13 protein-coding genes are annotated in these 13,628 nt (G+C 63.7%); 4 read left to right on the top strand and 9 right to left on the bottom strand.

The annotated features are described in order from the left end of the window. Positions 1-12: 12 nt before the first annotated feature. From VSR68_RS28335 to VSR68_RS28325, 3 genes are read right to left on the bottom strand one after another with little or no spacing between them, the layout of a single operon-like run. Entirely contained in the window at positions 13-747 is a 735-nt protein-coding gene (locus tag VSR68_RS28335) for a histidine phosphatase family protein (protein ID WP_342943022.1), read from the bottom strand. Continuing rightward, positions 744-1,532, bottom strand: coding sequence for an oxepin-CoA hydrolase, alternative type (locus tag VSR68_RS28330; RefSeq protein WP_342943021.1), 789 nt, complete (start codon positions 1,530-1,532; stop codon positions 744-746). Before VSR68_RS28330 ends, VSR68_RS28335 begins: the two co-directional genes overlap by 4 nt. Then, entirely contained in the window at positions 1,532-3,100 is a 1,569-nt protein-coding gene (locus VSR68_RS28325) for a 3-hydroxyacyl-CoA dehydrogenase (RefSeq protein ID WP_342943020.1), read from the bottom strand. Before VSR68_RS28325 ends, VSR68_RS28330 begins: the two co-directional genes overlap by 1 nt. 172 nt (positions 3,101-3,272) lie before the next feature. On the opposite strand from VSR68_RS28325, the gene VSR68_RS28320 reads away from it, so the two are divergent. Continuing rightward, complete coding sequence (locus VSR68_RS28320; protein WP_342943019.1) at positions 3,273-3,920, top strand: glutathione S-transferase; 648 nt, start codon at positions 3,273-3,275, stop codon at positions 3,918-3,920. 76 nt (positions 3,921-3,996) lie between these two features. On the opposite strand, the gene VSR68_RS28315 is transcribed toward VSR68_RS28320, so the two are convergent. Both VSR68_RS28315 and VSR68_RS28310 read right to left on the bottom strand, forming a co-directional pair. Beyond that, on the bottom strand, positions 3,997-5,187 hold the full coding sequence (locus tag VSR68_RS28315) for a pyridoxal phosphate-dependent aminotransferase (protein WP_342943018.1): 1,191 nt from the start codon (positions 5,185-5,187) through the stop codon (positions 3,997-3,999). A 159-nt stretch (positions 5,188-5,346) separates the two neighbouring features. Next, positions 5,347-5,880, bottom strand: coding sequence for a putative toxin-antitoxin system toxin component, PIN family (locus VSR68_RS28310; RefSeq protein ID WP_342943017.1), 534 nt, complete (start codon positions 5,878-5,880; stop codon positions 5,347-5,349). Positions 5,881-5,937: 57 nt separating this feature from the next. Between VSR68_RS28310 and yaaA the strand changes: the two genes are divergently transcribed. Beyond that, complete coding sequence (gene yaaA / locus VSR68_RS28305) at positions 5,938-6,720, top strand: peroxide stress protein YaaA (RefSeq protein ID WP_342943016.1); 783 nt, start codon at positions 5,938-5,940, stop codon at positions 6,718-6,720. 30 nt (positions 6,721-6,750) lie between these two features. Continuing rightward, positions 6,751-7,917, top strand: coding sequence for a M14 family metallopeptidase (locus VSR68_RS28300; protein ID WP_342943015.1), 1,167 nt, complete (start codon positions 6,751-6,753; stop codon positions 7,915-7,917). Between the two features lie 149 nt (positions 7,918-8,066). Here the strand turns inward: VSR68_RS28300 and VSR68_RS28295 are convergent, their stop codons facing one another. The 4 genes from VSR68_RS28295 to VSR68_RS28280 all read right to left on the bottom strand — a co-directional run bounded on the left by VSR68_RS28295 (position 8,067) and on the right by VSR68_RS28280 (position 12,036). After that, on the bottom strand, positions 8,067-8,759 hold the full coding sequence (locus VSR68_RS28295; RefSeq protein WP_342943014.1) for a BspC domain-containing protein: 693 nt from the start codon (positions 8,757-8,759) through the stop codon (positions 8,067-8,069). A gap of 214 nt (positions 8,760-8,973) precedes the next feature. After that, positions 8,974-9,648, bottom strand: coding sequence for an energy-coupling factor ABC transporter permease (locus VSR68_RS28290; protein WP_342936287.1), 675 nt, complete (start codon positions 9,646-9,648; stop codon positions 8,974-8,976). 69 nt (positions 9,649-9,717) lie between these two features. Further along, entirely contained in the window at positions 9,718-10,623 is a 906-nt protein-coding gene (locus VSR68_RS28285; RefSeq protein WP_342943013.1) for a response regulator transcription factor, read from the bottom strand. A gap of 198 nt (positions 10,624-10,821) precedes the next feature. Beyond that, the gene (locus VSR68_RS28280) at positions 10,822-12,036 is read right to left on the bottom strand and encodes a DUF2863 family protein (RefSeq protein ID WP_342943012.1); all 1,215 of its coding nucleotides are present in this window, start codon (positions 12,034-12,036) and stop codon (positions 10,822-10,824) included. A gap of 260 nt (positions 12,037-12,296) precedes the next feature. Between VSR68_RS28280 and VSR68_RS28275 the strand changes: the two genes are divergently transcribed. Then, positions 12,297-13,430 carry an AI-2E family transporter gene (locus VSR68_RS28275; protein WP_342943011.1) on the top strand — a complete coding sequence of 378 codons (1,134 nt, stop codon included), beginning with the start codon at positions 12,297-12,299 and terminating at the stop codon, positions 13,428-13,430. Positions 13,431-13,628 lie beyond the last annotated feature (198 nt).

Raw genomic sequence — 13,628 nt, 5'->3', positions numbered from 1 at the left:
GATTGGCGACTTCTAGGTGCGCTTGTATCGGACGTATTGCGCGTAAAGCATTTCCATCGTCGTGTTGCGCACGTCGCGATGCAGCGGCGACGGCGGCGAGTGATTGATGAGCCGCACGACCCAGTCGCGCGGCGCGTCGCCCACGTCGAGCGCATTGATGCAGCCCGTGGCCTGCGAGATATGGCCGAAGAACGTGCGGCCGCCCGCCGTCAATGCGTGCGACAGGATCGCGCGATTGACGCCGCCGTGCAGCACGAGCAGCGCGACGTCCCACGATGTGTCGTCGCGCAGCGCGGCCACGGCGGGCAGCACGCGGTCGAACAGCTCGCCGATCGTCTCGCCGCCGAGAAAGCGCGTATCTTCCGCCACGATCCCGTCGAACGCGCCGAGAAACGCCGCTTCGAGATCGGCAGCGGGAATCGAGCCGGGCTCTCCGCTGCGTACCTCTTCCCACGCGGGTTCGATCTCGACTTGCTGATCCTGTCGGTTCATTTGCGCGAGCACGCGCTGCGCCGTCTCGACCGTGCGAGGCAAGCCGCTGACGATCACGCGATCGAAGCGCACGTTCTGCCCGGCGAACGCGCGGCCCGCGGCGTCCGCCTGCGCGCGGCCGTTCTCGTTGAGCGGCACGCGTTCCGGGTCGATCGTGTGGCCCGACGCATCGAAGTACGTGACGTCGCCGTGCCGCATCAGATAGATGCGGCGGCGCTTCGGCAACTGATAGCCCGATTGCGTCGGCGTGTTCATTTGTAGCGGGGCGCGCGCTTTTCGAGGAACGCCGTGATGCCTTCGAGCCCGTCGCGATGATGCAGCGACGCGACGAAGCTGTCGCGCTCCGCGACGAGGTGATCGGGCAGCGACTGCATGCCCGCCGCCGCGATCAGGCCTTTGATGCGCGCCTTCGCGTTCGGCGACACCTTGCCGAGATCGTCGGCCCATGCGATCGCGGCATCGCGCACGGCGCCCGGCTTCGCGAGCCGGTTCACGACGCCAAGCTCATGAAGACGCGTCGCGCCGATCGGCTTGCCTTCGATCAGCACTTCCGTCGCGATCTGGCGCGGCAACGCGCGCGCGAGGAACCACGAGCCGCCGCCGTCGGGCGTCAGGCCGACGCGCGCATACGACATCACGAACTTCGCATCGTCGGCGGCGACGATCAGGTCGCATGCGAGCGCGAGCGAAAAGCCCGCGCCCGCCGCCGCGCCTTCGACGGCCGCGATCACCGGCTTCGACGAGGCCTGCAGCGCGGCGATCCATTCGCCGAGCAGATCGATGCTTTGCGCCTGCACGGAAGGATCTTTCGCGCGATTTTCCAGCAGGCGGTTCAGGTTGCCGCCCGCGCAGAAGAACTGGTCGGCGCCCGTGATGACGACGGCGCCGATCGACGGATCGCGCTCGGCCGTATCCATCGCTTCGATGCCGGCGGCGTACATATCCGGGTGCATCGCGTTGCGCGCGCCCGGATTCGAGAGCGTCAGCACGAGCGTCGACTCGCTTTCGGCTGGGCGGCTGGCGAGCAGTTCGGCGGCCATTATGCTTGCTCCTTTGCGTTGCCGTTGTCCGCGGCATCGGCCTGCGTCAGCGACATGCCGAGCTGCGCGCGGCGCGCGAGCCACGGCGACGGACGATAGCGCGGATCGCCGAGCACGCCGAAGATGTTGCGCAGGATCGTCAGGATGGTTTGCGCGCCGAGCGCATCGCCGAGCGCGAGCGGTCCCTTCGGATAGCCGAGGCCGAGCGTCACGGCGAGATCGATGTCCTGCGGCGACGCGATTCTGCGTTGCGCGATATCGCAGCCGATGTTGACGATGGTCGCGACGACGCGTTGCGCGACGAAGCCCGTCGAATCGCGGATCACGGTGACGGGCACGCCGTCGTGCGCGAAGAGGGCGTGCGCGGCATCGCGCGCGGCGCGTGTAGTCGCGGGCGTCGTCATCAGCGTGCGGCGTTGCGCGCCGGCGAGCGGAAACAACGTATCGATCGCGACGACGCGGCTCGCGTCCAGGCCTTCGTCGACGGCAGCCGTCGTCGCATCGAGACCGAGCGGCGTCACGACGATCAGCGAATCGGCGGCCGGCGTCGCGCCTTCGTCCACGGCGACGCCCGTCTTTGCGACGAGTTCGAGCACCGCATTGCGCGCGGCGGGCACGCGGTTGCTGACCCACACACGCTTGGGCAATTCCGTCGGTGCGGGCGCTTCGGCATCTACCTGCTGCTTGCCGTCGACATACTTGTAGAAGCCTTCGCCCGCCTTGCGCCCGATCAGGCCGCCCGCGAGCCGCGTGCCCGTGATCGGCGACGGCGTGAAGCGCGGTTCTTCGTAGAACTGGTGATAGATCGATTCCATCACGGGATGCGATACGTCGAGCGCCGTCAGGTCCAGCAACTCGAACGGCCCGAGCCGGAACCCCGCCTGCTCGCGCATGATGCGGTCGACGTCGACGAAGCTCGCGATGCCTTCGTCCGCGATCCGCAAGCCTTCCGTGTTCATGCCGCGGCCCGCGTGATTGACGATGAAGCCGGGCATGTCCTTCGCGCGCACGGGCGTGTGGCCCATGCGGCGCGACAGATCCATCAGCGCTTCGCCGGCTGCGGGATCGCTGCGCAGACCGTCGATCACTTCGACGACCTTCATCAGCGGCACCGGGTTGAAGAAGTGATAGCCGAGCACGCGCGACGGGTCCGCGCATGCGGCCGCAATCGCCGTGATCGACAGCGACGACGTGTTCGACGCGAGAATGCAGCGCTCGCTGACGATGCCTTCGAGTTCCTTGAAGAGCCCGCGCTTCACGTCGAGTTTTTCGACGATCGCTTCGACGACGAGATCGCAGTCCTTGAGTTCGTCGAGCGCATTCGCGCCCGCCACGCAGGCGAGGGCGGCGAGCGAGCGCGAGTTGTCAAGCTTGCCTTTGGCGACGAGCTTCGCGAATGTGTCCGACAGGTAATCGCGCGCGGCGCCGACCGCGGTGGAATTGGTATCGTAGAGGCGGACCTTGAGGCCCGCGAGCGCGGCGATCTGCGCGATGCCGCGGCCCATCGCACCCGTACCGACGATGCCGACGGTCTCGATGCTGTACTGGCGAGAGGTGACGGATGACATGATGTGACTCACTCCATGGTTATTTTAAAATAGTACGTTCGTTTCAGATCGATCGCATTCGTCGCCTGACGCGGCGCGCGTCGATTCCGGCGGCGCGCTGCGCGATGTGCGGAGGCGCAAGGCGCGACGAACGACAGACGACTTTCGACAACCATCCGCAGGGAGACATCGGATGATCAAGCTGCACGGTTTTGCACTGTCCAACTATTACAACAAAGTGAAGTTTGCGCTGCTCGAATTCGGCATTCCGTTCGAGGAAGTGCTTTCGATGCCGAGCCAGGATGAGGCGTTTCTTACGCATTCGCCGCTCGGCAAGGTGCCGTTCATCGAAACGGAGCATGGCAGCCTGTGCGAGTCGCAGGCGATCATCGAATATCTGGCTGCTGCCTACCCGGAAAAGGCGATGTTCTCTCCCGACCCGTGGGAGGCCGCGAAAGAACGCGAGCTGATCACGTTCGTCGACGTGCATCTCGAACTGACGGCGCGCAATCTGTATAAGCAGGCGTTCTTCGGCGGCACGATCACCGATGCCACCAAGGGCCGCACCGAGAAACTGCTGATCCATCACATAAGCGGCTTCAGACGGCTTGCGAAGTTCACGCCGTATCTGCGTGGCGACAGGTTCAGCATCGCGGACGTCGCGGGCTTTGTGAGCCTGCCGCTGGTCGGCATGGCGACGCAGGCCATTTACGGACGCGATTTTCTGCTCGATGTCGGCATCGACTGGAAGCCGTACGTGAAGGCGATCAACGCGCGGCCGGCTGCGCAGCGCGTGACGGACGATCGCAAGGCGCACGTCGACGCGCAAAGGAAGAAGTGACGACGCGGGCGCGCGGGACTGCTTCGCGCGCGATGGCGAAGAACCTCGGTTCGTTCGCGACGTCGCGCGCGCCATGTCAGAGACGCGCCAGCCGTTCGAGCGCGGTCGCGAGCGTGTCTTCTTTCTTCGCGAAGCAGAAGCGCACGACGCCCGATTCGTGCGGCTCGTGATAGAACGCCGACACGGGAATCGCCGCGACGCCGATCTCGCTCGTCAGCCATTGCGCGAACTCGGCTTCGGGCATGTCGCTGATGGCCGAATAGTCGACGCACTGGAAATACGTGCCCGTGCATGGCAGCAGCTTGAAGCGCGTGCTTTCCAGACCGGCCCGGAAGAAATCGCGCTTCTTCTGGTAGAACGCGGGCAGGTTCAGATACAGCGCCGGGTCCTGCATGTATTGCGCGAGGCCCAGTTGCATCGGCGTGTTGACGGTGAACACGTTGAACTGATGAACCTTGCGGAATTCGGCCATCAACGGCGCGGGCGCGGCGACATAGCCGACCTTCCAGCCCGTCACGTGATACGTCTTGCCGAAGCTCGACACGACGAAGCTGCGCTGCGCAAGCTCCGGATAGCGCGCGACGCTTTCGTGCGGCGCGCCGTCGTAGACCATGTGCTCGTAGACTTCGTCGGACAGGATCAGCACGTTGGTGCCGCGCACGATCTCGTCGAGCTTCTTCATGTCGTCCGCGCGCCAGACCGTGCCCGTCGGGTTGTGCGGTGTGTTGATCAGGATCATGCGCGTTTTCGGCGTGATCGCGGCGGCGAGCCTGTCGAACGGAATCGCGTAGTCGGGTGCTTCGAGCGTCACGAATACGGGTTTGCCGCCCGCGAGCTCGATCGACGGCAGATAGCTGTCGTAGGTCGGCTCGACGACGATCACTTCATCGCCCGGATGCACGGCGCACAGGATGGCCGTTAGAAGCGCCTGCGTTGCGCCTGCCGTTACCGTGATTTCCGTGGTCGCGTCGTAGCGACGGCCGTATACGCTTGAGATCTTGTCCGAGATGGCCTGGCGCAGCGGTGCGACGCCCGCCATCGGCGGATACTGGTTGTGACCTTCGCGCATCGCGTTCGACACCGCCTCGACGATGCGCGGATCGCAATCGAAATCCGGAAAGCCCTGGCCGAGATTGACCGCGTCCTTTTCGACGGCAAGCGCGCTCATCACGGTGAAGATAGTCGTGCCGACGTTCGGCAGGCGGGAGGGGAACGAAGGGGGCGTGGTCGTCATAGGCGTGATCGTCGTGTCGTGCGGTGCGTTCATTTCGCGGTCCGAATGCGGCGCCCGGTTGCCGAGGCCGCGGTCATCGATGCCGTTTGGGTCGGGTGTGATGCTCGATTGTAGGGAAAATCTGCGCGGCGCATCCGCGAGCCGGGCTCGAAGCGTATGGGCCTCGGCTGTGGGACGGCTTCAGGCCCGGCCTCAGGCCGCGACGGGCTCGCCACTGACGAGCGCGCACTCGGCGACGAACGGCGCGGGCTGCGCAATCCGGAAACCGAAATCGCGCGCGATCCGTTTCGCGAGCTTCAGCACCGCGCGATCCTTCGAAATCAGCCAGTCGGCCTGCATTGCATGCGCAAGCTCGAGGAATTTCTGATCGTCGCGGTCCTTGCATTTAGGCAACGGGCGCGTGTCTCCGGCGTTATCGGCTTGATCGGCGTTTTCAGCGGGAACGGGCGGCTCGACGAGTGTCGACAGCCGCGCGAGCCTCGCGAGCGCGTCGGCTTTGTCGATGGCGCGCTTTTCGAACTGCGGATAGTCGAGCACGTGCGTCAGTTCCGCGAGACACCGCGCGTCGATCAGCGCGCGCAACGCGCCGCGTTCGAGCGCGGCGAGAATGGGGCGCGTGTGCGGATCGTCGAACACGAGAATGTCGATCCACACGTTCGAGTCGAGCACGACAGCGGGCGTGGCTGCGAAGGCGTTCTGTTGAGGCAAGGCAGGGGTTTCGGGCATTCGTTACAATCTGGCTTTCGTCTTTGACCGCCAGGCACGGCGTGCCTGAAAGCCTCTATGATAATCGTTCTGTCGCCGGCCAAATCGCTCGACTACGACACCCCGCCGCACGTCAAGAAGCACACGATCCCCGATTTTGTCGATGACGCCGCCGAACTGATCGGCGATCTGCGCCGTCTGTCGCCGCAAGACATTGCGTCGCTGATGGACATTTCCGATCAACTCGCGCATCTGAACTTTCAGCGTTACGCCGACTGGTCGCCGAAGTTCGACGCGTCCAATTCGAAGCAGGCCGTGCTCGCATTCAACGGCGACGTGTATGAAGGCTTCGACGCGAAGTCGCTCTCCGCATCCGATCTCGACTACGCGCAGCAACATGTGCGCGTGCTGTCGGGGTTGTATGGGCTCTTGCGTCCGCTCGACCTGTTGCAGCCGTATCGGCTCGAAATGGGCACTCGCTTTGCGAATCAACGCGGCAAGGATCTGTACGCGTTCTGGGGCGAGCGCATCACGCAGGCGCTCAACCGGCAACTGGAGAAAAAGCCGGGTAATTCGCGCGTGCTGATCAATTGCGCGTCGACGGAATACTTCAAGTCCGTCAAGCCGAAGCTGCTCGCTGCGCCCGTCGTCACGCCCGTGTTCGAGGACTGGAAGGGCGGCCGCTACAAGATCATCAGCTTTCACGCGAAACGCGCGCGCGGTCTGATGGCGCGCTTCGCGGTCGAACACCGCCTCGATGCGCCGGAGCAACTCAAGGGCTTCGATGCCGAAGGCTATGCGTTCGACGCCGCGGCATCGAACGATTCCACTTACGTATTTCGCCGGCGCATCGCGGACTGACGCCGCGCCAAAAAGAGCAGGAAAGAGATCATGACGTTATCCATTACGAGCAACTTCGACGCCGGCGCGATCGAAGTCCTGTCGTGCGAACAGGCCGACAACATCCGTTTGCGCGTGCGCCCCGACAGCCACGCCGACTTTGCGCAGTGGTTCTATTTCCGTCTGACGGGCGCGCGCGGCGAGCGCTGCGTGATGACGTTCGAGAATGCCGCCGACTGCGCGTTCGCCGAAGGCTGGCGCAACTATCAGGCGTGCGCGAGCTACGACCGCGTGAACTGGTTCCGCGTGCCGACCGCGTACGACGGCCGCGTGCTCACCATCGATCACACGCCCGATTTCGACAGCATCCATTACGCGTACTTCGAGCCGTATAGCGAAGAGCGCCACTCGGAATTTCTCGGCGCCGTCCAGCAGATGCCGCATGCCGCGCTGACGGAACTCGGCAAGACCGTCGAAGGCCGGCCGATGTCGCTGCTGACGCTCGGCACGCCGACGCTGCTCGGCGACGGCACGCTGAAGCCCAAGAAAAAAATCTGGATCATCGCTCGCCAGCATCCGGGCGAGACGATGGCCGAATGGTTTGTCGAAGGGCTGGTGAAGCGGCTCGCGGGGTGGGGCGACTGGTCGGGCGACCCCGTCGCGCGCAAGCTCTACGATTACGCCGATTTCTTTATCGTGCCGAACATGAATCCCGATGGCAGCGTGCACGGCAATCTGCGCACGAATGCGGCGGGCGCGAACCTGAATCGCGAATGGATGGAGCCTGACGCGGCGCGCAGTCCCGAGGTGCTGCTCGTGCGCGACGCGATTCATGCGACCGGTTGCGATCTGTTCTTCGACATTCACGGCGACGAAGCGCTGCCGTATGTGTTCGTCGCGGGCTCCGAGATGTTGCCAGGCTTTACCGAGAGGCAACGGCAGGAACAGACGGCGTTTGTAGAGGGCTTCAAGCGCGCGAGTCCTGACTTCCAGGACAAGTACGGTTACGAAGCGAGCAAGTATCGGCAGGATGCGCTCAAGCTCGCGTCGAAGTACGTCGGCAACGAGTTCGGCTGCCTGTCGCTGACGCTGGAGATGCCGTTCAAGGACAACGCGAATCTGCCCGACGAGCGCGTCGGCTGGAACGGCGAGCGCAGCGCATCGCTCGGCGCGTCGATGTTGCAGGCGATCCTCTGGCATATGGAGGCGTTTGCCTGACGGCGGTTCGCCAGTTACGCGCATCGTTTGATGCGCGTAGTAAAGGTATGCAAAAAAGGGTATGCAAAAAAGCGAGGCCACGCGTGATGTGTGGCCTCGCTTTTTGCTGCTCGTTTGATCGGACGTTCGACGCTGCCGTTACGCAAGCGTCATTGCTTTTTCTTCGCCGCCGACTTCTTCGTGCTTGCCTTCGAGGCATTGCTCTTCGTCGCGCTGCTCTTGGCCGTCACCGCCTTGCCCGACGATTTGCTGGTCTTCTTGGTGGCCGGTTTGCTGGCTGCGCCGCCCTTCGTCGATTTTCCGCCTGACTTTTTCTTCGAGCCCTTGCCGCCGGCCGCGTGCTTGCCTTTCGCGCCGTGCGAGCCCGACGATGCTGCGCTACGCGCGTGCAACGGCGGCACGGGATCGTTCCAGCTGAACGCGAGCATCTGCGGACCGACATAGCCGCAGCGGAACTTGAGTTGCGACGGATCGCCACCGCCTTGTGGAATGCCGAGGCCTTCGACGGTCACGATGTTGTCGACCTTGACCTTCTGCTTGCCTTCGTCGAACGAATCGTTCCAGGGCGTGATGGCCGCATGCGCGCTATCAAACGAGCTGGGTGGAAACTCGACGTGATCGAAAGCCGTCGACGTGCTCGCGACGAAATCGCCATGCGCGGCGCAATCCGCAACGAGCGGATCGGCGTGCATTTCGTTGATGAATTTGTTGACGAGGTCGTTGTGCTGCCCAAGTTGATCGGCGAAGGCGGGCATAGCGCACACGAGCGACGCGCTCGCCGCCCACACCGCTAACCGGCCGACCAACCGCAGCAATCGGCGCGGTGCGTTGGTGCGTTCCATCTATCTGGGTGAAAAATGCTGTGAAATGCTGTGGAGACTTCAGGCAAATAAGATGCCCGTCGACGGGGTTGAGTTCAATCCTGGTAGAAATATTTTGCGGCGTCGTATGGAGGCAACTCGAGGAGAGATCGGTGGGCCTGTGCTGCTTGCGTGTCGGCCTGGCAGACGCGTGAGCGCGCGCGTTTCAGACATCGAAGGTTGATTGACGAAGCGCTCAGGTGCGTGGGCCGCCGAGGCGATAGCGCCGCACATCATAAGTCGTAACCCACGCGGGACGATAGACGGCGATCAACGCAGTCGACATGCCCGTGAACCACGATTCGCCCGAGGCAAGCAGGAACACGCTAAACGCATAGCCGGCCGGAATAACGGACATCGAACCATCGGCAAGCGCGATATGCGTTCCCAGTGCAACCGCCGATGCGACCGAAACGGCAATCGCAGGTGACACGAAGCCCTGCCCGAAGATGAACATGAACAGATTGCGCGGCAGCCATGCGATGCTCGCGCGCTGCAGTAGCGTCGACACGCCGACGGGCACTGCGCCGAATACAAGGAACGTAAGCGCGATGCCTTGCCACGGTGCATCGAAGACGACGGCGGCGAGGCCCGTGACGACGGCCATCGCAATCAGCGCAAGACCCCAGTCGAACAACGTGACGACAAGCGTTGCGCCGAGCAGGTGAATCACGGTGCCGTCTTCGAGCCATGCGTTAGTCGCCCACAGCACCGAGACGGCCACGATGATTGCGAGCCATACATGCTGAAGCACGGGTTCCTGCAATCGCTTGAACGGGTTCTTCCAGAACGTAAGCGCGAGCAGAGCCACAGCGGCGATCCAGCCACCGACAGCGACCCACAACGGAAGCGGCGTATAGAGGAAACCCATGTCTTCATATTACTCGTTGAAGGCCCAAAGGTGTGAGCGGATTCCGTGCCAGCAACGTTTTATGTCGATTCACGGTTGCTTCCTTTCGACCTTTACATCGCCGTCGTCGGATGCGCGGCTCTTGCGGCGCGCAGCGTAAGGCGTCGTCGCTTCGGCCGCCATCGGCAGCGCGTTGGGGTTGTCGTTGGCGGGCAACGGATAACGGAACGTGCGCGGCTTGCGCTGACGCAATGGCGCGACGTTCGACGTCACGCGCGCGGGGCGTGGGATGCGATTGTGTCCGCTGCGCAGCACTTCGAGCTGCGCGGTGAGCCAGCCGTTGTAGATGGCCACGGCGGCTGCGCGGTTCGGCGCGCCGAGTTGCTGGAAGATCGTCGCCAGATGGATTTTCACGGTGCCCTCACTGATGCCTAGTGCGCGTGCGATCATTTTATTCGTGCTGCCCATATGGACGCAGCGCATGATCTGTTCCTGTCGCGGCGAAAGGCCGCCTGCAAAGCGCGGCCGCTTCGGCGTCGTTGCGATCAGTTCGAGAGAGCGCGCTTCCGTGCGCTGACGCGCGAGCTTGCTGCCGTGCGTCGGCGCATCGAGCGACAACGCGCCGGCCGGGATGTAGTGACAGCCGAGCAGAACCATTTCGAGTGCGCGCACGATCACGCGGGGATCGGTCGTGCGCGGAATGACGCCGAGCACGCCTTTTTCGACGAGCGCGCGCACGTGGGCCGGCGATATATCGTCGACCAGCACGGCGACGGGCAAGCCCGGATGATTCGCGAGCAACGCGCGTGCGTCGGCGGGCGACATCCAGTCTTCCCAGTCGATCACGAGCAGATCCGGCTCGAGGCGCCGCAACGTGCGCTCCGCCTGTGGCCAGTCCTGCGCTTCACCGAAGCGTGCCTGTCGGTCGATTTGCCGCAGAAGCGCCTTGAGTCCTTCCCTGCGTTCGGCGTCCGAGTTGAGAACTGAAAATCGCATGCATTGCCTCCTGATCTGTCTGTCGTGGCGGCGCGTTGCACGCGACGAGATTGTCGTCGTACAGCGATGCACCATCGCAACGATGATGACAAATTCCCTCTCTCGTGACGGCCTGTCCGGATGGCATAGGACGAGTGCCATGAAAAAAGCCCCGCATTCAGCGGGGCTTGATTCGATGCAGAGAAAATTCTGAAGTGATCAGTGGAAATGCGGTTGTGCGGGCTCGGCATCTTCGGGCATTTCAGCGTGAACGATCTCGCCGAGCGGATCCGCATAAAGCGGCACGCCGCAGTCGTCACAATATTCCGGCTCGAAGCGGCCCGCGTGACGGCGAATATCGGTGATGCCCGTTTCTTTCAGCAGCGCGACGATGTCTTCGAGCGGGCCGTCGCTTGCCATTGCTTCTTGCGGTTCTTCGTCGATGCCGGGGTCGCCGTTTTCGCGGCCATACAGTGGCCACACGACGCCGTAGATGACATCGTTGCTGCCGCGGCGCGTGAAGCCGATGCGGTATTCGTCGATGCGCCGCTCGCCGAAGCCCGCGACGACCGCGCGCAATTCGTCGGGCATCGCGCCGATCGTGTCGAACAGATAGCGCACCGCCGTGCGCACGGTGTGCGGGCGCACGCGCTCGTCGGCATCGCGGCAGGCCGAGTAGTACGCATCCGGCAGCAGGCATTCGAACTCGCAGCCCGGCAGCACGACGGCCAGGTTCGCGCCGCCTTGCGTCGCCCATTGCTCGAGACACTGGCTGCGCTCGATGCGCGAGCCGTGCTCTTCTTCCTGCCAGCGGAACACGGGCGCGCCGACGGGCGCCGCGACGACGGCCAGCAGGAAGCGCGGATCGGCAAGAATGGGCGACGTTTCCGGCAACTCGCCGAAGTTGATCTTCGCGTTGCCGCCGCCGACGGCCGCCTGCGCGAGTTGCTGCGCGAGACGCCACGTTTCGACGTGGTGACGCGGCAACTGGTCGATGCTATACATGAAAGGCGCCATCGCGATGCGGGTGCCATCGGCCAGCACATGCGCCTGCAGATGCGCGCGCAGCGCGTCGGCGGCATCGCCCTTGAGCGAGCCCGACGGAATCACATAACGCGTCCACGCCAGCACGGGCGCGGCGATCAGCAGCGCTTCGTACTGGACGCCGTCGTGCTCGACGGTCAGCGATTCGCTATGCGTTTCGGCCATGTCAGCGAGGGCGCCATAGGCGTCCGGATGATTCTGCTGAAGATGGTCAAGCGCGGCGTCGAGGGTCGTCTGGTTGCCGTTGCGGACTATTTTTGCGAGCAGCGCGTCCAGCTTGGCTTCCCAGAAGCGATCCTCGGTACGGCTGCCCGACGCGAAAAGCGCGAGCGAAAGACCGACCAGCTTGTCGGCGTCGGGAGGGAGACGTTTGGCGATTCGCGAGCGCATAAATCCGGAGGTTGTGTGCAGAGAACCATATATTCTAGTCCTTTCTGCGTCGACATATTATCGATACGCATTGCTGGCAGTCGTCGGCCCGTCGCGCGGGCGTTCCACAGCCACGAGAGGGCGGGCGGCGGCGCGTTCCGTCAGCGTTGCCATCGATCAGTGCTGCTTTCTTTGGCGCTTTCCTATACTTTTTTGCAGACGTTTGGCCGTTTGCGCGTTGGTTGCCGCGGTCTGGCAGGAATGGCATCGGGGAGAGGCGCATGGTGAAATCGGATCAACTGATCGAGCGGCTCGCAGCTGTGTTCGCGCTGCTGCTGCTGGTCGGCGGCTCGCTGCTGGTGCTGGCGCCGTTCACGACGGCGCTGCTGTGGGGCGCGATTCTCAGCTACAGCTCGTGGGGGCTCTTTCGCAAATTGTCCGCGACTCTCGGCGGGCGGCGTAAATGGGCCGCGACGCTGATCGTGCTCATCATTCTGGTCGTCGTGCTGGGGCCCTTCGTCTATGCGGGCTTTGCGCTCGGCGCGCATGCGAAGGACATCACCGCGTTTGTCGAGCGTCTGATGAATTCTGGCTTGCCGGATCTGCCGGACTGGGTTGCGCGCATTCCGCTTGTCGGCTCGACCATCGAGTCCTTCTGGGAGCGCGTGACGAGCAGCAACTCGGAAATGGTCGCGCAGTTGCGCGTGCTGGCCGCGCCGGCCGGCAAGTGGATACTCGCCGCCGCCCTCGCCGTCACGCACGGTCTCGGGATGCTGGCGCTCAGCATCATCCTCACTTTCTTCTTCTATACGGGCGGCGAGGGCGCTGCCGCGTGGCTCAACGCGGGCATGCGGCGTGTTGCGGGTGAGCGCGCCGACTATCTGCTGACATTGGCGGGCAGCACGGTAAAGGGCGTGGTGTACGGCATCCTCGGGACGGCGCTGGTGCAGGGCGTGCTGGCCGGCTTCGGTTGCTGGATCGCGGGCGTGCCGGCTCCGGCGCTGTTGGGCCTCGCGACTTTCTTCCTGTCGGTGATTCCGGGCGGCCCCGTCGTGGTATGGCTGCCGGCCGCGATCTGGCTTTATCACGGCGGCGAAACCGGCTGGGCGATTTTTCTCGTGGTTTGGGGCGTGCTGGTCGTCGGCATGTCCGATAACGTCATCAAGCCTATCCTGATCGGCAAGAGCAGCGACATGCCGCTGATCCTCGTGATGCTGGGCATTCTGGGCGGCGCGTTTGCGTTTGGTTTTCTCGGTGTGTTTATCGGGCCGACGCTTCTTGCGGTGGCTTATACCGTGCTGCACGACTGGACGATTGGTTCACCCGATGCCCGCGAGCTGGCGGCAAGAACGAGCGGCCAGCCTGCCGATACGGTGGCGCAAGTGGAGAAAGCGCCGGGCACGTCGAGCAAATAGCCGCCGTTAAAAAACTTCCGTCATACCCTTGTCATTCGGCCGTGGATGGCCTAAGATTCGCCTCCTTCGTTCGGGGCGCGCACTTTGTGGCGCGACGCAGCGGGGGCCGCGGCAGAAACGGCGCGGTGGTGTAGCCGGCAGGGTTTGAAGCGATGATGCAAAAAACCTGTTGACGAACACCGGAAGGTTCTTCATAAT

This window comes from Paraburkholderia phymatum (assembly GCF_038900715.1).
In the GTDB taxonomy this organism is placed as follows: domain Bacteria; phylum Pseudomonadota; class Gammaproteobacteria; order Burkholderiales; family Burkholderiaceae; genus Paraburkholderia; species Paraburkholderia phymatum_A.
This window is presented reverse-complemented; position numbering and strand designations above follow the sequence as displayed.